The following is a 19094-nucleotide window of genomic DNA, read 5'->3' as shown; positions in this document are numbered from 1 at the left end:
ACTGTTGGTGTAGAGACGAGCCGAACCGAGGAGGACCCATGACCGACAGGCCCTCCCACAGCGTCCGCTTCTTCGGCGGGCCTCTCGACGGGCGTGTCCAGGAACTCGGTGACACCGAGCCGATCGCGGGCACCGTGCTCAAACACGTCCATCTGCACGACGGGCCGAAGATCGAAACCCGGTACGAACTCGGCCTCGCCGAGGACGACTGCTGGGAGTTCCGGCTGTGCTCCGCTCCGGTCCCGGAACCCGCGCCGCGGCCGGAGCCCGAAAACGACGGTGTGGGGTAGGGAAAACTCCACCCTCGGAGGGCGAAAACCGGAAGATCGATACGGCGGCCCGCACCGCTGTTTTCGCGGCACTGAAGCACCAGGCTCTTTTCCATGCACACGAGCCAGAAACAGGGCCGGGACAGGTTCCTGGACATCGTCCGAGCGGTCGCGATCCTCGCGGTCGTCGTTCAGCACTGGGGAATGCCGGTGCTCTCCTACGCCGACGGCCACCTCTCCACCGGGAACGCGCTCGCGACGCCTGGCTGGTGGGTCATCACCTGGCTGTCCCAGGTCATGCCTCTCGTGTTCTTCGCCGGTGGCGCGGCGAACCTGATCTCCTTGGGCCGCGCGGAAAGTTCGCGGTCCTGGCTCGCGGCCCGCCTCAAGCGGCTGATGATCCCGGTGCTGCCGCTCGTGGCCGTCTGGCTCTTCGTCCCGGACATCCTGCGCGGGCTGGGCGTCCCGGAGCAGCCGCTGCAGGTCGGCGGCGCGATCGCGGCCCAGCTGCTGTGGTTCCTGGCCGTGTACGTGCTCACCGTGCTGCTCACGCCGATGCTGGCCGCGGCGCACCGTCGCTGGGGCCTCAAAGTCCCGGTCGTGATGCTCGCCGCCGCCGTCCTCGTCGACGTCGCCCGCTTCAACGACCTCGGCCTGATCGGTTTCGCGAACGCCGTCTTCGTCTGGATGGCCGTGCACCAGCTCGGTTTCCACTACACGCAAGGCCGTCTCGGCTCGCTGAGCCGCAACGCCGCGCTGGGCATGTCCGCCGCCGGTTTCGGCATCACCGCGCTGATGGTCGCCTTCGGCCCGTACCCCGCCAGCATGATCGGCATGCCGGGTGCCCCGGTGTCCAACATGAGCCCGCCGACCGTGCTGCTGGCCTTCCTCGCGATCGGCCAGATCGGCCTCCTGCTGGCCTTCAAACCGCAGCTGAACGCGTTGGCCGCCCGCCCGAACCTCGACGCCGCCCTGAAGTGGATCGGCCCGCGGTTCATGAGTGTCTACCTGTGGCACATGCCGGCGCTGATCGTCGTCTCCGGTGTCGCGGTCTACGGCCTGGGCTACGAGACTCCCGAACCGGGTTCCGTGCTGTGGCTGACGATGGTCCCGGCCTGGCTCGGCGCCTGCGGACTGGTGCTCCTCGGTCTCCTGCGGCTCTTCGCCCGCTTCGAAACGCAAGGCTCCGGCCCGGCGTCGACCGCGCACACGCCTCAGCTCGTCGTCGCCGGCCTGGCGATCGCCGGTGGTCTGCTGGGACTGGCCGCGCACGGTTTCGCCCCGCTGAGCGACGGGATCACGCAGGGCCCGGTGCCGTGGGTGGCGCTGGCGACCGGCGGATTCGTCTTGGCCGGTAAGCAGATCTCGATCTCGGATCTGGGGACGCGGCTGCTCGGCCGCGCGCTCGCGGTCACCGAGTCGGCGCAGCTCAAACGCTGAGCAGTTTCGCGGGGGTGTCGTGCAGCACCGCCCGCAGGAACGGCTCACCCAGGCGATCGTCGGCTGCCCAGCCGGCGATCGCCTGCAACTGTGTGGCGTAGGAGTACGGGATGTTGGGGAAGTCGGTGCCGAGCACGACGCGGTCGGGGAACTCGGCAAGCAGGTCCGTCCAGTCCGGCGGGAGCGGGTTGCCGCGCTGGGTGAACTCCACCCCGACCATCGTGGTGTCGAGGTACACGCGCGGATACTTCCTGGCCAGCTCGAACGCGAAATCGATCTCGGGCATCCCGGCGTGGGCGAGCACCAGGGTCAGATTCGGATGCCGCACCAGGATCTCTTCGAACAGCCGTAGCCCGGTGTAGGCGCCCTTCAACGGTCCGTGTCCACAGTGGACGACCACCGGGACACCCGCGTCCGCCAGGGCGCCCCAGACGCCGTCCAGCAGCGCGTCACGCGGGTCGTAGGCGCCGACCTGGACGTGCGCCTTGAAACAGCGGGCGCCCGCGCGCAGCGCACCGTCCACAACGGACAGTGCCGACGGCTCCGGGTAGAACGTGCCCGTCGGCACGGCGTCCGGGACACGCTCGGCGAACTCCAGCGCCCAGGACGTCAGCCATTCGGCCATACCGGCCTTGTGCGGATAGACCAGCGGCGCGAACTTGCGCACGCCGAACGAGCGCAGGGTTTCGATCCGCTCTTCTTCCGACGTGCGGTAGTACACCGGCCAGGCCATGCCGTAGTGCTCCTCGGCCTGGTCGAAATAGGCCCACACCTTGTCCATGACCGGCTTCGGCAGGAAGTGCAGGTGAAGGTCCACGAGCCCGTCGATGCCCAGCGCCGCGATCCAGTCCGGGATCTCGGCGTCCGAAGCTGGCCCGTGGATCAATCGTTGTACCGGCCTTTCAACGCCCGGCCCAGGGCCCGGCTGATGGTGCGCTCCGCGTCACGCTTGGAGATGTCCTGCCGCTTGTCGTAGGACTTCTTGCCCTTGGCCAGCGCGATCTCGACCTTGACCTTGCCGTCCTTGAAGTACATCGAGAGCGGCACCAGGGAAAGCCCGCTCTCCTTGGTCTTGCCGATGAGCCGCTCGATCTCCTGGCGGTGCAGCAGCAGTTTCCGGGTGCGCCGCGGTGTGTGGTTCGTCCATGTGCCCTGGACGTACTCCGGGATGTGCACGTTGCGCAGCCAGACCTCGCCGTCGTCCACAGTGGCGAACGCGTCGGCCAGTGACGCCCGTCCTTCACGCAGGCTCTTCACCTCGGTACCGACGAGCACGAGACCGGCTTCGTAGGTATCGAGGATGGAGTAATCGTGGCGAGCCTTGCGGTTCGACACGATCACCTTGTGTCCACGTTCCTTGGGCATAGCGGCGACTCTACGTGAGTTTCTGTGTTCGGGCAGGTGGTTATCGGGCGGGTCAGTGGCGCACGTACAGGCGCAGCGTCACGTAGCCGGTGATGGCCGAAATGATGACCGACACGGCGAGCAGGATCGGCGCCACCGGGAACAGCAATTCGAGCATGCCGACCGCGGGGAACACGTCACCCGTGAGCACCAGGTCGAGCAACAGCACCTTGGTGAGCACGAGGAAGACGATGCCGATGATCGCACCGACAAGGCCGGCGACCACCGCCTCCAGGAGGAACGGCAGCTGCGTGTACCAGCGGGTCGCGCCGACCAGGCGCATGATGCCGACCTCGGTGCGCCGGGTGAACGCCGACACCTGGATCGTGTTGGCGATCAACAGCAGCGCGGCGACGGCCATGATCAGCGCGGCCCCGAAGGCCAGGTTCCGCACACCGTTGAGCGCGTTGAACACGCGGTCCAGTGCCTTCTGCTGGTCGTCGACCTTGCTGACGCCGGGTTTGCCGGTGTACTCCTGGATGATCGCCTGGCTGCGCTCGGGGTTCTTCAGCTTGACGTGCAGCGACGCGGGCAACGCCTCCGGCCCGGTCAGCGCGAGCAGTTCCGGCTGGCTCTCGAACATCTTCTTGAACCGCTCGTAGGACTGCTCGCGGTTCTCGAACACGACCGACTCGACGCCGTCGTTGCCTTGCAGGTCCTGGCGCAGCGCCTGGCAGGCGGACTGCGAGCAGTTCGGGTCACCCGAGCTGATGTCGTTGACCAGATAGACCGAAACCTCGACGTCGGCGAGGAAGTTGGCCTTCATCTTGTCGATCGTTCCGACGGCCAGCAGACCGAAGCCGAGCATGGCGAGGGAGACCGCGGTGGTGAGGATCATCGCGATGGTCATCGTGACGTTCCGGCGCAAGCCGGTGACTACCTCGCTGAAGACGAAACTGGCGCGCATCGGGGTTGATGTCCCTTGGAAGTCGTGGGTTACGGAGGAGGGCGGGGCCGGTCAGCGGCCGATGCCGTAGACGCCTCGGGCGTCGTCACGGATGACCTTGCCGAGCTGAAGCTCGACGACCCTTCGCCGCATCGAGTCCACGATCGAATGGTCGTGGGTGGCCATCAGCACCGTCGTGCCGGTGCGGTTGATCCGCTCCAGCAGCAACATGATGTCCTGGCTGGTGTCGGGGTCCAGGTTCCCGGTCGGCTCGTCGGCGAGCAGCACGAGCGGGCGGTTCACGAACGCGCGGGCGATCGCGACGCGCTGCTGCTCACCACCGGACAGTTCGTTGGGGAGGCGGTCGGCCTTGCCGTCGAGGCCGACGAGTTCGAGTACCTCGGGCACGACCTTGCGGATCGTGGGGCGGGGCTTGCCGATGACTTCGAGCGCGAAGGCGACGTTCTCGGCGACGGTCTTGTTCGACAGCAGGCGGAAGTCCTGGAAGACGCAGCCGATGGTCTGCCGCAGACGCGGCACCCGGCGGCGGGCGAGCTTGGCGACGTCGAAGTTGGAGACCATCACGCGACCCTTGCTCGGCACCTCTTCGCGCAGCAGGAGACGCAGGAACGTCGACTTCCCGGATCCCGAGGGACCGATCAGGAAGACGAACTCACCTTTGTCGATCTCGACCGACACCCTTTCGAGGGCGGGACGGGTCGAGGTCTTGTAGACCTTGGAAACCTCTTCGAGCCGGATCACGGTTCGGCATACTACCCATGCCCGTCGTTAAGCCCGGGTAGCCCGGTCCCGGCGGCCAAGCGAGCAAGGGACCTTTGCTGTCACTCTCTCCCGGAAAGTGACAGCAAAGGTCCCTTGCTCTCTCACGCAGGGTTGTTACGCGGCTCCGGACTGCTTGCGCCAGCGGATGCCCGCCTCCAGGAAACCGTCGATCTCACCGTCGAGAACGGACGACGGGTTGCCGACCTCGAACTCGGTCCGCAGGTCCTTGACCATCTGGTACGGGTGCAGCACGTAGGAACGCATCTGGTTGCCCCAGCTGGAGCCGCCGTCCTTGAGCGCGTCCATCTCGGCGCGCTCCTCTTCCTTCTTCCGCTGCAGCAGCCGCGCCTGAAGAACCTTCATCGCGGCCGCCTTGTTCTGCAGCTGCGACTTTTCGTTCTGACACGAAACGACCACACCGGTCGGGATGTGCGTGATGCGCACCGCCGAGTCGGTCGTGTTGACGCTCTGGCCGCCGGGGCCGGACGAGCGGTACACGTCGACGCGGATGTCCTTCTCGGGGATGTCGACGTGGTCGACCTCCTCGACCTCGGGCATCACCTCGACGTGTGCGAAGGAGGTCTGGCGGCGGCTCTGGTTGTCGAACGGCGAGATGCGCACCAGCCGGTGCGTGCCCTGCTCGACCGAGAGCGTGCCGTAGACGTAGGGCGCGGTCACCTTGAACGTGGCGGACTTGATGCCCGCCTCTTCGGCGTAGGAGATGTCGTAGACGTCCGTCGGGTAGTTGTGCCGCTCCGCCCAGCGCAGGTACATCCGGAGCAGCATCTCGGCCCAGTCGGCCGCGTCGACGCCGCCCGCTTCGGATCGGATGGTGATCACGGCGTTCCGCACGTCGTACTCACCCGACAGCAGGGTGCGGACCTCGAGCCCGTCGATGTCCTTGGTGAGCGCCGTCAGCTCGGATTCGGACTCGGCCACGCTGGCGGAGTCGCCCTCCGCCTCGGCCAGCTCAGCGAGGATGCCCAGGTCGTCGAGCCGCTGACGCAGCTCGGAAATGCGTCGCAGCTCACTCTGCCGGTGGGACAACTGGCTGGTGACCTTCTGCGCCGCTTCGGGGTCGTCCCAGAGGTTCGGGCTGGACGCCTGTTCCTCCAGCTCGGCCACCTGGGCACGCAGCGCGTCCAGGTCCATCACCGACTCGATCTGCGCTAGCTTGCCGGCCAGGTCCTTCAGTGCCGCATCGAACTCATCACTCACGTCGGCCAAGGTTACGGCAAAACCCACGACCGGTTGCGGGGAACCGGTCGTGGGCACCTGTCCGGGTCAGGACTGGGGGATGGAATCCAGCAGTTTCAGTGCTGCTTTCGCCTGCGCCTGCGCGAACTCGGCGACCGCCTTGGCGTACGGGCCGTCGGCGCTCTTGGTGGCGGCCTTGGCTTCGTCGAGCTGCTGGGTGTAGCTGGCGCGCGCCGACTCGAGCAGCATCGAGCGCTGCTTCACCGTCAGCGAACCGGCGTGCACGAGACGCAGGATCAGCGGGCTGCGGAGGTGGTCAGGACCGGCTTCGGTGGACAGCCACGTCTTGAACGCCTTCTTGCCCGCCGCGGTGATGAGGTACTGCTGGCTCGACCGCGGGCCCTGCTTGCCGAGGCGGACGAGGCCCTCCTTCGACAAGGCGGGGAGCTCCCGGTACACCTGGCTGCGGGTCACGCTGAAGAAGGCGCCGAAACGCTCACCCGCCCCCGCGACCAGTTGCCCGCCCGTGGCGGGACCGTCGTGGAGAAGACCGAGCAGTGCGGCGGCTGTTGCATTCAATTCGGACACGTACTCTACGGTCCCACTTTTCCGAACCTGTGTCCACTGTGGTCAGCACATCTGTCCATTGTGGCTAGTGATATGCGCTCATTCGGCCCAACGCACTACACCTGTCCACAATGGACCGGACACGCTGCGCGACCGGCCTTCGCCACGGACAGCGGTACGCGTCCCCCGCCCCGCCCAACGACGGCGGGTGATCGACCCGGAGGGCGCACGCACCACGGAAACCGGAAAACAAAGAAGCGCGGGTCTGCGATTTCCGCAGACCCGCGCCTCGTTTTCTCTGTAGCGGGGACAGGATTTGAACCTGCGACCTCTGGGTTATGAGCCCAGCGAGCTACCGAGCTGCTCCACCCCGCGTCGTTGTGTTAATAGATTACATGGGGGCGAAACCAGGTTTCAGGGGGGTACCCTTAACTTTCCGAAGGGCCTTTGACCTGCCTTTATGGCGCGAGTTTGTCATCCAGCCAAGCGAAGACGCCGTTGAGCACCATGGTCAGCCCGTCGCCGAACCTGCCCTCGACGTCCTCGTCGAAGACCCACGCCGTGGGCGTGACGTCGTAACGCGGGTCCCGTTCGCCCGGAACCGGGTAAACGGCCTGCTCTTCGATGGTGAAGCCGACGACGTAGCTGTAGACGGTGAACAACGCTCGTCCGGCCAGGTACGGTTCGAGCCCCGCTTCGACCCGCCCCAGGAGCGGATTGTCACCGAGCAGGCTGTCATCGGTCATGAAAGTCCCGGAGAAGACCTTCGCTCCGTCACGGTAAGCGAGCATCATCCGGCGCATCGCCCGTGCCGCCAGCTCGAGAGTCTCCCTCTCTCCCATACCTTCCGGCACGCGGCCCGGCATCGCGTCGGCATACATCTGCGTCGCCATCTCGTCGAGCAGCTCCTGCTTGTTCTTCATGTGCCAGTACAGCGCCGGAGCCTTGACCCCGAGTTCCTGCGCGATCAGGCGGAGCGTCAGCCCGTTGAGCCCGACATCATTGAGCAGCCGAAGCCCGGCGCGGACGATGTCCTGCCTGGTCAGACCCACTTTCAACCCTCTTTCCAGCGGTAGCTCCTTGACAATTTAACGATGTTAAGGGCACGCTGGGCGCAGGTCAATTTAACGTTGTTAAGGAGTGGTATGAACAACCTGGGGACGGACGTGATCGTGGCCGGGGCGGGGCCGACCGGGCTGACGCTCGCGCACGAACTCGCGCTCGCCGGCGTCGATGTCGTGGTACTGGAACGGCATCCCGAGCGCACGGGACTGTCGAAGGCACTGAACCTGCAGCCGCGCACCGCGGAAATGCTGGAGCTACGCGGACTTCTGGACGATGTGGAGGCCCGCTCGTACGCCACGGTGCAGGACGGGCATTTCGCGATGATCCCCGTCGGCTACGACGGTTGGGACACTCGATTCCCTTTTCAACTGGGGATTCCGCAGGCGACGGTCGAGGAGTTCTTGGAGGAACGGCTTGCCGCACAAGGAACAAAGGTGCTGCGAGGCAGCGAAGTAGTCGATTTCGCGCAGGACAAGGACTCTGTATCTGTTCGGTACCGAACAGACGGTGGAGAACCGCGGCTGCGCGCGAAGTTCCTCGTCGGCTGCGACGGCTCACGAAGCGTTGTACGCAAAGGACTCGGCATGGGCTTTCCCGGCGTGGACGGTGAAGGTTTCGGCGTGGTCGCGGACGTCCTGTTCTACAAAACACCTGCCAGTGCGCAAAAACAGTGGCGCACGATGCGGAACATCGGCGAGCCGACCGGCGAAACCACGTTCAAAGGCCTGATTCCGTTGGGAGAACCGGGTCTCTACCGTTTCGTGTACGGCGACAGGGCCTCGCGGCCTGCGAACATGCGGTCCGCTGTCACGCACGACGAAGTCCGGCAGGCAGTGCTCGACTCCTACGGCGAGTCCGCGACGGTGTCGGAAATCCGGTGGGCGTCACGGTTCTCCGACGCCGCTCGGCAGGCGGAGCACTACCGCGCGGGACGGGTGCTGCTGGCTGGCGACGCCGCGCACATCCACTTCCCGGCCGGTGGCCAAGGACTGAACCTGGGCGTGCAGGACGCAATGAACCTGGGCTGGAAGCTGGCCGCGACCGTGCACGGCTGGGCCGGTGACGACCTGCTCGACACGTACGAGGCCGAACGGCACCCTGTCGGCGCTCAAGTGCTGCACAACGTCGCCGCTCAACTAGGGCTGACTCCGCGGTCTCACGAGTCTCGCGCGCTTCGCGCCCTCTTCGGCGATCTGGTCGCGCTACCCGAGGTGAACCGGTACCTGGCGGGCATGGTCTCCGGTCTCGGGATCCGCTACGCGACCTACGGGACGTCGCACCCCGCGCTCGGCTCGCGCCTGACGGACCAGGACGTCCTCACCGACGCCGGGCCTATCCGCCCCAGCACGCTCTTTCACAACGGCGACTTCGTGCTCCTGACGACCACACCGGCCCACATCGACGCTGCCCGCGCTCAGGCACTCCGGCTGACCACCCAGCTCGTCACGGAGCTGCCCTGGCCGTCCACCGAAGCCGTCCTGTACCGCCCCGATGGCTACGCCTGTTGGACCGCCCCCACCCCGCCGCGATAGCAAAGGTCCCCCGCTCCCCCGCCCCCAGCGCGATACCAAAGGTCCCTTGCTACCCGGCGATACCAAAGGTCCCCTGCTCTCCCAAGACAGCCTCGGGCACCTGAGCAACCAACTCGCTTGGGGGTCCAGGGGGCGAAGCCCCTCCTGGCGGGGGTCCGGGGGTTCGACCCCCGGTACAACGCGAAAGAGGCGCGGTCTGCGATTTCCGCAGACCGCGCCTCCAACCTCTGTAGCGGGGACAGGATTTGAACCTGCGACCTCTGGGTTATGAGCCCAGCGAGCTACCGAGCTGCTCCACCCCGCGTCGTGACACCTACCTTACGCCTGCGTTTCGAGCAGGCGCAAAGCAGGTGCCCTTTTGGTAAGCGACGTCACCCTCCGGGCTTGCTGGTGGGCGGCGCGCTGGCTGCCGGAGGGTTGGCCTTGGCCGCCTCGTAGGCCCGGTACGCGACATCGAGTGCGGCGAGAGCTGCACCCTGATCCGCGTAGTTGCCCGCCTGCTGGGCGGCCTTGTACTTGGCCCAGGCGTCGTGCATCTCGCCCGCGGCCTTGTCGAGCGCCGGGTTGCCGCCGGCGGGCGGCTGCGGCGTCGTCGTGCCCGGCGGTTGCGGGGTCGTAGGTCCGGGTGTACCGCCGGTCTGGGGCGGTGTGACCCCGGAACCCGTGCCGGGGCCGAAGACCTGGTCGAGGGCCTCGTTCAGGGTCGGCGCGAAGCCGATCTTGGTGCCGTAGGAGACCAGGACGCGGGCCAGCTGCGGATAGCTCAGCTGGTTCCGTTGCCGGATGTAGACCGGTTCCACGTAGAGGAAGCCGTTGGCGACGGGCAGCGTGATCAGGTTTCCGTAGGTGACCGTGACATTCGGGTTGTTGAAGAGTGTCCGGTCCTGCGCGACCCGCGGGTCACTCTGGAATCTGTTCTGGACCTGGACGGGACCGTCCACCTGGGTCGCACCGCTGGCGTCAGTCGGCAGTCTGAGGACCCGCATTTTCCCGTAATCGTCGGGGTCCGAGGACACCGACATCCAGGCCGCCAGGTACTGCCGTTGAAGACCGGTCAGTGAGCTGGTGAGCTGGAAGCGCGACTTGGAGTCGCCCGGCGCGGTGGCCAGCACGTAGTAGCCGGGCTGGTTGGCGACACCGGACGCGGACGCGTTCACGCCGCCTTCCTGTGTCGGATCCTGCGGAACGCTCCAGAAGGCCTGCTGGGCGTAAAACTCAGCCGGGTTGTTCACGTGGTACTTCGAAAGAAGTTCCCGCTGAACCTTGAAGAGGTCTTCGGGATAGCGGAAGTGCGACCGCAAGTCCGGCGAGATCTCGCTGCTCGGCTTGACCAGCCCCGGGAAGACCTTCTTCCAGGCGTTGAGCACGGGCTCGTTGTCCTCGACGCCGTACAGGTCCACGGTGCCGTCGAACGCGTCGACGGTGGCCTTGACCGAGTTACGGATGTAGTTGATCGAGGAGTTCGCCTGGCGGGTGGTGCCGCTGAGCGAGTCGTTGGTGGCCTGCCCGAGCTGGGTCTGCTGGGCGTACGGGAAGTTGTTCATCGTCGTGTAGCCATCGACGATCCACTTGATCTTGCCGTCGACGACCGCCGGATACGGGTCGCCGTCGAGGGTCAACCATGGGGCGACCTTGGCGACGCGATCCCTGGGCTCTCGGTTGAACATGATCCTGGACCCATCACCGATGGCGTCGGAGAACAGGATGTTCCGTTCCCCGTACTCGGCGGCGAAAACGAGCCTGTTGAACCAGTTGTCGATCGGCACGCCGCCGGAGCCCTTGTAGATGTAGGCGCGATCGACGGCCGTGTCGTACTCGCCGGGCGCCTGACCAGCCTTGCCTCCGACAATCGCGTACGCGGCATCGGTGGCGAGCTCGCCGTAGTAGATGCGGGGCTCTTCGACCTTGATGCCCGGCTTGGTCGGGTCGGTCGAGCCGGCGCCTGTCGGGTTCTGGGTGTCGCTCGTGGTGGCGATCGGGTAGCCGCCGTCGGAGTTGGCGTCCTTCAGTGCCCGGTCGATCGTGTTGGCGGGCGCGGCGACGAAACCGTTCCCGTGCGTATAGACGAGGTGCTTGTTGATCCAGTTCGTCTGGTTACCGGCGAGGCCTTCGGTCTTGATCTCCTTGGCCGCGACGATGTAGTCCTGCGTGACACCGTTGAGGGTGTAGCGGTCGATGTCCAGCTTGGACGGGAAGCCGTAGAAGTTCTCACGACCGACGCGCTGAGTGAAGGTGTCGCTGAGGATGTTCGGGTCGAGGAGCCGGATGTTCGGGACAGTCCCCTTGTCCGCCTTGATCTCCGCGGAGGTCGCCTCTGACTTGCCGCTGTAGTCCTTGTACTCGACGTTGGTGAGACCGAACGCCTGGCGCGTCGCGTCCATGTTGCGCTGGATCGACGCGGCCTCCTTCTCGTTCGCGTTCGGACGCACCGAGAACTGGTCGAGTACCGCGGGCCACGCGACGCCGACAAGCACGTTCGACAGAATGAGCAGCACCAACGCGATCGCGGGCAGCTGCAAGTTGCGGAGGAACGCGCCGGCGAAGAACGCGACGGCGCAGATCACCGAGATACACAGGAGGATCAGCTTCGCGGGTAGAACCGCGTTCAGGTCTGTATAGGTCGCACCGGTGAACAGCGGCAGTCCGCGGTCGGAGAGCAGCAGGTTATAGCGGTCGAAGAAGTACTCGACCGCCTTCAGCAGCACGAAAACGCCGACGATGATGGCGAGCTGGGCGCGCGTCGGGCCGGCGAGCTGGCCGCCCTTGCCCGCGAGCCGGATTCCGCCGAAGACGTAGTGCGAGATCAGCGCGCCGAAGAACGCGATGACGACCGCGATGAACAGCCAGCCCAGGAGCCAGTTGTAGAACGGCAGGTCGAAGGCGTAGAAGCCGACGTCGTTGCCGAACTCGGGATCGGTCTGGCCGAACGGTGTGCCGTTGAGGAACAACTGCACGACCTGCCAGTCGCTCTGCGCGGACGCGCCGGCGATGAGCCCGGTCAGCACCGGGATGCCGATGCCGAACAGGCGGATCCGGCCGACGATCGCGGAGCGGTAGCGCGCGAGCGGGTCGTCGTTCCCGGAGATCGGCACGAAGACCGGCCTGGTCCGGTACGCGATCATCAAACTGACCGCGAGCGCACCTCCCACCAGGATCCCTACGGCGAAGAACAACACGACCCTGGTGATCAACACCGTGCTGAACACGTTGCGGGCACTGACCTCGCCGAACCACAGCCAGTCGACATAGGTGTCCAGCAGTCTCGCGCCCAGTAGCAGGGCCAGGATGACTACGGCGGCGATGATGAGCAGTACCCGGCTGCGCCGGGACAGCTTCGGCAGGCTCACGGGGGGCCGAGTGGCCACTGCACACGCTCCTGGTTTGGTGAACTTTTCGCGGGGGCGCGCGTACCGCGTGCGGCCCCTGATGCTCTAACTCTACGGATGCCGTCGGAAGTTCCCGGAACCCGCCCAAACCGGACTCGGAAGGCCGCCGCCTCGGACGCCTGGAACGATGTGCCAATGGCACCGAGTAAGCAGCAGGGCGTGGCCGGCCTGGCCCGCGAAGTCGAGGAGTTCGTCGCCTCCGGAGGATGGGACCAGCCGCCGCAGTTGTTCGCGCTGGTCCCGACCGCGGCGCTGCTGGACGAGCAACCCGAATTGGCCGGGCAGCTCGACCCGTCGGCCCCGCTGACGCCGGTCGCCCAGGAGTCGTTGCCGGACGGTGACCTCGGTGAAGCGCTGGCGCAGATCGCGTGGCCCGATCTGGTGCTGGGATGCGCCCTCGCGCAGGAGATCATCGTGCTGCCGCCGGACGCCGAGGCGGAGCTCCCGGTCGTCCCCGAGACCGATGCCGAACGTCTGCGCCAAGCGGCCGCCGACCACCCGCGCCGTACCGAAGCCCGGCTCGTGGCCGCTGTGCTGCGGGACGGCGGCGGAGCGTGCGTCCTGCGGCTTCGCGGCGCCGGGCAACCCGAAGAACCCGGCGACGTCCCGATCGACGAGATCATCGAGAACCCGGAGCTGGCCCCTAACCTGCTGGAGGCCCTGAAGGCCACCCTGCTGCCCTGACCTGCAAAAAGAGAGCAAGGGACCTTTGCTATCGCCCGCCCCAGGAGGCACGCTGGGCGATACCAAAGGTCCCTTGCTCTCGTCAGTCAGACCCGGGGGCGACAGCAAAGGTCCCTTGCTCCCCCGGCGGTCAGCAGGAAGCGGTCGGCCTGCCCGCCTTCAGGTTTTCGAGCTGCGCGATCGCCTCGTCCAGCGTGGCCACCTTGATCAGGTTCAGGCCATCGGGCGCGGCGGTCTTCGCCTCGGCGCAGTTGTGTGCGGGCACGAGGAAATCGGTGGCACCGGCCTCGCGGGCGCCGACCACCTTGAACGAGATGCCGCCGATCGGGCCGACGACGCCCTTCTCCGAGATCTCGCCCGTTCCGGCGATGTGCCTGCCCGCGGCGAGGTCGCCGGGCTCCATCTTGTCGACGATCGCGAGCGCGAACATCAGACCGGCCGACGGGCCACCGACGTCCTGCAGCGAGATTTTCACATCGAACGGGACATCCGCGCGGTCCACCGCGGTCAGCCCCATGAAGCCTTCCGGGCCGTCGGGCCGCTGGGCCAGCGTGAGCGGCACGGTTCGCTCGGCCTGCCCGTCGGACTTGAAGGTGATCTGCACGGTCTGCCCTGGCTTGGTGCCGTTCAGCGCGGCCCGCACCTCGGCGGCCTCCGTGACCGTCTTCCCGTTGACCACCAGAAGCCGGTCACCGGGCGCGAGCACCTTGTCCGCCGGACTGCCCGAGACGATCGTCCTCGCGAGCACCTTCACCGGGAACTTGCGGCGCAGCGCCGCGACCTGGGCCGCAGTCTGCGAGTCTTGCAGCTGCTGGATGTTCTCCTGCCGGACCTGCTCGTTGGTCTCGCCCGGCTTGAAGTACTCCTCGCGCGGCGCCAGCGCGTACCGGCCGCTCGCCCAGAGCCCGAGCGCGTTGAACAGCGTGATGCCGCCGTCCCGCAGAGAGACCGTCGTCATGCGCAGCTCGCCGGTGGTCTGGAAGCTCTCGTGCCCGTTGACCTGGATCACCGACTGTCCGGCGGCGTCCTTGCCGAGGGTGTCGTAGGTCGGGCCGGGGCTGATCGCCACATAAGGCACCGGGATGAAGAATCCGACCAGCGCGAGAGCCACGAACAACACGCCGCTGACCAGCACCGTCCAGCCCCGCCGGGTCAGCCGCCGTTCGGAGCGGTCCTGGTCACTCGCGGAGCCCGCACGGCTCCGCGCTGCTGTGGTCTCCTCCGAGGGCTCTGTCACGCGTGACAGCGTACGGTGACGGTGTTCGCTTCTCGGTGAAGGCCACGCGCATCACTCCAGTTGACGAGCTCTGGGTCCCGGGGGCCGCGTACGGTGGTGCCATGAGCAAACCCCCGTTCGGCTTCGGACCGCCCGATCCCGACAAACGAGGCGAGAACGAGCCGTCGGATTCCGGCGGCCAACCCTCCGGCGCCGAGGCCTTCAATCAGCTCGGTCAGATGCTCAGCCAGCTGGGCCAGATGCTCAGCCAGGCCGGCAGCTCGACCGGGCCGGTCAACTATGACCTGGCGAAACAGATCGCGCTGCAGAACCTCAGCAGCAGCGACAGCGACGTCAAGCTCGGCTTCTCGTCGTCCAGTGGCGGCGACTCGAGCACGGCCGTCCGTGACGCCGCCCACCTGGCAGAGCTGTGGCTCGACGCCGCGACGATCCTGCCCGCCGGTGCTTCGACGACCGTCGCGTGGTCCGCGCGCACTTGGGTCGAGAAGACCCTGCCCACCTGGCAACGCCTCTGCGACCCTGTCGCCCAGCAGGTCTCGGGCGCGTGGGTCGAGGCCCTGCCCGAAGAAGCCAAACAGGCCGCCGGCCCGCTGCTTTCGATGATGGGGCAGATGGGCGGAATGGCCTTCGGCTCTCAGCTCGGCAACGCCCTTGCTCAGTTGGCTTCCGAAGTGCTCACCTCCACCGAGGTCGGCCTTCCGCTCGGCCCCGCCGCGACCTCCGCGCTGCTGCCGGCGAACATCGAGAAGTTCACCGAGGGCCTGGAGCTGCCGACCAGCGAGGTGCTGGTCTTCATCGCCGCGCGCGAAGCCGCCCACCAGCGGCTGTTCGCCCACGTTCCCTGGCTGCGGCAGCGCTTGCTGGCCACCGTCGAGGAGTTCGCGAGCGGCATCTCCGTCGACACCTCGGCGCTGGAGCAGCTCGCCGGCCAGATCGACCCGTCGAACCCGGCCAGCATCGAAGAGGCCATGTCCTCCGGCCTGCTCGAGCCGCAGACCTCGCCTGAGCAGAAAGCGGCGCTGAACCGGTTGGAGACCCTGCTCGCGCTGGTCGAAGGCTGGGTCGACGTCGTGGTCGCCGAGGCCATCGGCGACCGTCTCCCGGGTGCGGACGCACTCCGGGAGACGCTGCGCCGCCGCCGGGCCACGGGTGGCCCGGCGGAGCAGACCTTCGCCACCTTGGTCGGGCTCGAACTCCGGCCGAGGCGGATGCGGGCGGCTTCCGCGCTGTGGAAGCTGGTCGGCGACCAGTACGGCATCGAGAAACGGGACGGCCTCTGGTCCCACCCCGACCTGATGCCGACCGCCGGGGACCTCGACGAGCCGCTCGACTTCGCCGAACGCCTCGGCGACGGCGAGTCGACCCTCGAGGGCATCGACCCGATCGCCGAGATCGAACGTACCGAGCGTGAGAAGAACAAGCCCGAGAACGACAAGGGCGACGAAGACAAGAACTGAGGCACCGTCAGTCCTCCGCCGCGATGCCCCATCCGGCGGCGGAGGACAGGCCCTCCAGATAGCCGATGGCGCGTTCGGTCTTGGGATAACGGCGTACGAGCTCCCAAAACGCCGCGTTGTGCCCTGGTTCTTTCAAATGCGCGAGTTCGTGCACGAGGACGTAGTCCAGCACCCAGGCCGGGACCCGGCGCAGACGATCACTGACCCTGATCGTCGCGTCGACCGGCGTGCAGGACGCCCACCTCGTCCGCATCGGCGGCACCCAGCGAACGCTCGCGGGTATCGCCTTTCCGTCCAGATACTTCGCCGAGAGCACGGCGCAGCGCGCCAGCAGCGCCTCGTCCGAGGCCTTCGGCGGAGCGGCCCGCCGTGGGCCCGTGCGCAACAGCTTGCGCTGCATCTCGGCAACCCAGTGCTTCTCCTCGGCCCGGGTCATCCGGGCGGGGATCAGCACGACGAGGGTGTCCTCGTCCCAGTACGCGGTGACGGTCCGGTGGCGGCGCTGGCTACGCCGTACCTCGACCTTGTGTTCGGGAGTGTCCGACAGGGGATTGTCCCGGCTCCTCAATGAGGGCATCCGTGCTTCGACCACTCGACCACGGTAAGGCCAGTCACCGACAAGTCCGAGAGCCGAAAGGTCACAGCCTCGAGTTATCCACAACGGGGCTCACCTGTGGATAACTCGGGTATTTCTTGGCGGTTGGTTAGCGAGGCAGTGCGATCCTGCGATCATGAACCTTCGCGAACCGGACCTGCGGTCGATCATCCTGCCTGCCTTCCCGGTCCTGCTTCCCGGCCTCGATGTGCTGGAACGTGGGAACGGCGAGGTCCAGGTCGGCCTCGATCCCGCGCACGCGGTGGTGATCACCGAGGTGGCCTCCGAAGTGGCCGGTGCGCTCCGCAAGCTGGACGGGAAACGGGCCGTCGACGACATCGTGCTCGCGCAGAGCGAACACGATGAACAACTTCGGGAGCTGATGGCCGACCTGACGATCCGCGGGCTGGTGACCGACGCGGGGCAGCCCCGGCGGCACCCGAGCCCCAGGCCCGAGACGGGACTTTGGTCGCTCCGCGCCCGCCACCACCAGGCCGCGCTCACCGCGCGCCGCAGGCATACGGCGGTGGCGGTCCAGGGCGACGGCAGGCTGGCCGTGGCGATCGCGGTGCTCCTCGCCAACGCCGGCATCGGGCACATCGACGTCCGGGCGTCGGGCACGGTCCGCGAACGTGACCTGGGTTCGGGCTACACCGAGGCCGAGATCGGCATGTTCCGCCGGGACGCGATGACGCAGGTCGTGCGGCGCGCCGGTGGGGAAACGTCGACCTCTCGGCTCTACTCGGACCACCAGCCGGAACTCGTGCTGCTCACCGATGCCGTGGTACCCGCGCCCGAAGTGGTCGACGAACTCGTCCAAAACGGCATCAGCCATCTGCCGGTCCGCGTCCGGGACGGCATCGGCATCGTCGGGCCGCTGGTGGTGCCCGGCCGCAGCAGTTGCTTGCGCTGTGCCGATCTGCACCGTGCCCGCGCAGACGAGACCTGGCCGAGGGTGGCGAGTCAGCTCGCGGGGCGCGTGCAACGACCGGACCTCGGCGCCGTGCACGCGTGTGCCGCGCTGGCCGCTGCGCAGGCACTGCGGCTTCTGTCGCCCAGTGACCAGGCACCGCCCGCGTGGAATGCCACACTGGAGATCGATTTCTTCGAAGGTGCCATTCGTCACCGTGATTGGCCGCCCCATCCGGGATGCGGATGTGGTGCCCGCTGATACCGCGAGCGACGTAGCCCACACGCACGCCCCCAACAGGCTGCGCGGGCGGAGTGAATCAAGGCAGAATCGCGAAGGTGACCGACTCCCGCAGCGCCGAGGACCGTGAAGCCGCCATCCCCCGCAACGGGGCCGCGCGAACGGCGAAGCTGGCCAGTATTCCGCTCGGAATAGCCGGCCGGGCGGTCGGCGGCTGGGGCAGGCGGCTGACCGGGCAGAGTGCCGAAGAAGTCAACGCGACGCTGTCCGCCAAGGCCGCGGAGCAGCTCTTCGAGGTCCTCGGCACGCTCAAGGGCGGCGCCATGAAGTTCGGCCAGGCCTTGAGTGTCTTCGAGGCCGCGGTGCCGGATGAGATGGCGAAGCCCTATCGCGAGGCCCTGACCAAGCTTCAGGCGGCGGCACCGCCCATGCCGACCCGGCAGACCCACCGCGTCCTCGCCGAGCAGCTGGGACGCACCTGGCAGCAGCGATTCGCCACGTTCGATGACGAACCGGCCGCGTCCGCGAGCATCGGCCAGGTGCACCGGGCGACCTGGCACGACGGCCGCGAAGTCGCCGTCAAGGTCCAGTACCCCGGAGCCGACGATGCGTTGCGGAGCGACCTTCGGCAGCTCCAGCGTTTCAGCAGGTTGTTCCAGGCCTTCGTGCCGGGGACCGAAGTGAAACCGCTCCTGGCGGAACTCGCCGAGCGGATGAACGAAGAGCTCGACTACCAGGCGGAAGCCCAGAACCAGCGTGCTTTCGTGAAAGCGTTCGAAGGCGTCTCGGGCTTCCTGATTCCACGAGTGGTCGCCAGCGCGCCGAAGGTCATCGTCACGGAATGGGTCACCGGAACCCCGTTGTCGAAGATCATCTCCAGCGGTGACAAGGAGGCGCGGGATCGCGCGGGGAGCCTGCTCACCGAGTTCCACTACTCATCGCCGGAACGAGCCCGGCTCCTGCACTCGGACCCGCATCCGGGCAACTTCATGCTGACCGCCGACGGCAGGCTGTGCGTGATCGACTTCGGCGGGGTGTCCCGGCTGCCCGAAGGCATCCCGCAGCACCTCGGCGAGATGACCAGACTGGCGCTCGACGGCGAGTCCTCGAAGCTCATGCGGCTGCTCAGGGAGTCCGGCTTCATCCGGGCCGACGCGGATCTGCAGGCCGATGACGTGCTCGCCTACCTCGCGCCGTTCACCGAACCGCTGGCCGGCGAGACGTTCCACTTCACCCGCCGCTGGATGCAACGGCAGGCGGGCCGGGTCGGCGACACCCGTGGCAGGGACTTCCGGATCGGCCGCTCGCTCAACCTGCCGCCCGAGTACCTGATGATCCACCGGGTGACCGCCGGATCGACCGGCATCCTCTGCCAGCTCGACGCGGAGATCCCCGCCCGCGCGATCGTCGAACGGTGGCAGCCGGGCTTCGCGGCCTGAGAA

Annotated in this window: 17 protein-coding genes and 2 tRNA genes; 7 read left to right on the top strand and 12 right to left on the bottom strand. The window is 67.1% G+C overall.

The window, feature by feature from the left end:
* Positions 1-38 precede the first annotated feature (38 nt).
* Complete coding sequence (locus ACLARN_RS34205; RefSeq protein WP_409495604.1) at positions 39-290, top strand: hypothetical protein; 252 nt, start codon at positions 39-41, stop codon at positions 288-290.
* Between the two features lie 93 nt (positions 291-383).
* The gene (locus tag ACLARN_RS34200) at positions 384-1709 is read left to right on the top strand and encodes an acyltransferase family protein (RefSeq protein WP_409495603.1); all 1326 of its coding nucleotides are present in this window, start codon (positions 384-386) and stop codon (positions 1707-1709) included.
* Here ACLARN_RS34200 and ACLARN_RS34195 read toward each other — a convergent pair.
* The 8 genes from ACLARN_RS34195 to ACLARN_RS34160 form a co-directional block, all read right to left on the bottom strand.
* Positions 1699-2595, bottom strand: coding sequence for an amidohydrolase family protein (locus ACLARN_RS34195; RefSeq protein ID WP_409495602.1), 897 nt, complete (start codon positions 2593-2595; stop codon positions 1699-1701). The genes ACLARN_RS34200 and ACLARN_RS34195 overlap by 11 nt on opposite strands.
* Positions 2592-3074: an SsrA-binding protein SmpB gene (gene smpB, locus ACLARN_RS34190; protein WP_061981176.1), complete on the bottom strand. Its 483-nt coding sequence runs from the start codon at positions 3072-3074 to the stop codon at positions 2592-2594. Before smpB ends, ACLARN_RS34195 begins: the two co-directional genes overlap by 4 nt.
* A gap of 52 nt (positions 3075-3126) precedes the next feature.
* A complete protein-coding gene (ftsX, locus tag ACLARN_RS34185) occupies positions 3127-4020 on the bottom strand; it encodes a permease-like cell division protein FtsX (protein WP_409495601.1) in 894 nt (297 codons plus the stop codon).
* A 51-nt stretch (positions 4021-4071) separates the two neighbouring features.
* On the bottom strand, positions 4072-4761 hold the full coding sequence (gene ftsE, locus ACLARN_RS34180; RefSeq protein WP_005168409.1) for a cell division ATP-binding protein FtsE: 690 nt from the start codon (positions 4759-4761) through the stop codon (positions 4072-4074).
* A 135-nt stretch (positions 4762-4896) separates the two neighbouring features.
* Complete coding sequence (gene prfB / locus ACLARN_RS34175; protein WP_409495600.1) at positions 4897-6000, bottom strand: peptide chain release factor 2; 1104 nt, start codon at positions 5998-6000, stop codon at positions 4897-4899.
* 66 nt (positions 6001-6066) lie between these two features.
* Positions 6067-6567 (bottom strand): PadR family transcriptional regulator, encoded by a 501-nt coding sequence (locus tag ACLARN_RS34170; protein WP_409495599.1) that lies wholly within the window; start codon positions 6565-6567, stop codon positions 6067-6069.
* A 280-nt stretch (positions 6568-6847) separates the two neighbouring features.
* Positions 6848-6921 (bottom strand) — tRNA-Met (locus tag ACLARN_RS34165).
* Positions 6922-7004: 83 nt separating this feature from the next.
* Positions 7005-7598 carry a TetR/AcrR family transcriptional regulator C-terminal domain-containing protein gene (locus tag ACLARN_RS34160; protein WP_409495598.1) on the bottom strand — a complete coding sequence of 198 codons (594 nt, stop codon included), beginning with the start codon at positions 7596-7598 and terminating at the stop codon, positions 7005-7007.
* A 93-nt stretch (positions 7599-7691) separates the two neighbouring features.
* Here ACLARN_RS34160 and ACLARN_RS34155 point away from each other — a divergent pair, with 93 nt between their 5' ends.
* On the top strand, positions 7692-9143 hold the full coding sequence (locus ACLARN_RS34155) for an FAD-dependent oxidoreductase (RefSeq protein ID WP_409495597.1): 1452 nt from the start codon (positions 7692-7694) through the stop codon (positions 9141-9143).
* A 230-nt stretch (positions 9144-9373) separates the two neighbouring features.
* On the opposite strand, the gene ACLARN_RS34150 is transcribed toward ACLARN_RS34155, so the two are convergent.
* Both ACLARN_RS34150 and ACLARN_RS34145 read right to left on the bottom strand, forming a co-directional pair.
* Positions 9374-9447: transfer RNA gene (locus tag ACLARN_RS34150), tRNA-Met, on the bottom strand.
* Positions 9448-9514: 67 nt separating this feature from the next.
* Positions 9515-12508: a UPF0182 family protein gene (locus tag ACLARN_RS34145; RefSeq protein ID WP_409495596.1), complete on the bottom strand. Its 2994-nt coding sequence runs from the start codon at positions 12506-12508 to the stop codon at positions 9515-9517.
* 156 nt (positions 12509-12664) lie between these two features.
* Here ACLARN_RS34145 and ACLARN_RS34140 point away from each other — a divergent pair, with 156 nt between their 5' ends.
* On the top strand, positions 12665-13213 hold the full coding sequence (locus ACLARN_RS34140) for a PPA1309 family protein (RefSeq protein WP_409495595.1): 549 nt from the start codon (positions 12665-12667) through the stop codon (positions 13211-13213).
* Between the two features lie 130 nt (positions 13214-13343).
* Here ACLARN_RS34140 and ACLARN_RS34135 read toward each other — a convergent pair whose 3' ends face one another.
* Entirely contained in the window at positions 13344-14348 is a 1005-nt protein-coding gene (locus ACLARN_RS34135) for a PDZ domain-containing protein (protein WP_409495666.1), read from the bottom strand.
* A gap of 203 nt (positions 14349-14551) precedes the next feature.
* On the opposite strand from ACLARN_RS34135, the gene ACLARN_RS34130 reads away from it, so the two are divergent.
* The gene (locus ACLARN_RS34130) at positions 14552-15907 is read left to right on the top strand and encodes a zinc-dependent metalloprotease (protein WP_409495594.1); all 1356 of its coding nucleotides are present in this window, start codon (positions 14552-14554) and stop codon (positions 15905-15907) included.
* A 7-nt stretch (positions 15908-15914) separates the two neighbouring features.
* Here the strand turns inward: ACLARN_RS34130 and ACLARN_RS34125 are convergent, their stop codons facing one another.
* On the bottom strand, positions 15915-16475 hold the full coding sequence (locus ACLARN_RS34125; protein WP_076168951.1) for a M48 family metallopeptidase: 561 nt from the start codon (positions 16473-16475) through the stop codon (positions 15915-15917).
* Positions 16476-16638: 163 nt separating this feature from the next.
* On the opposite strand from ACLARN_RS34125, the gene ACLARN_RS34120 reads away from it, so the two are divergent.
* Positions 16639-17673 (top strand): TOMM precursor leader peptide-binding protein, encoded by a 1035-nt coding sequence (locus tag ACLARN_RS34120; protein WP_409495593.1) that lies wholly within the window; start codon positions 16639-16641, stop codon positions 17671-17673.
* A 77-nt stretch (positions 17674-17750) separates the two neighbouring features.
* Entirely contained in the window at positions 17751-19091 is a 1341-nt protein-coding gene (locus ACLARN_RS34115) for an ABC1 kinase family protein (RefSeq protein ID WP_409495592.1), read from the top strand.
* Positions 19092-19094 lie beyond the last annotated feature (3 nt).

This window comes from Amycolatopsis sp. cmx-11-12, from assembly GCF_046269425.1.
GTDB lineage: Bacteria > Actinomycetota > Actinomycetes > Mycobacteriales > Pseudonocardiaceae > Amycolatopsis.
The sequence above is the reverse complement of the archived record's forward strand: the minus strand, read 5'-3'. Positions and strand labels throughout refer to the sequence as shown.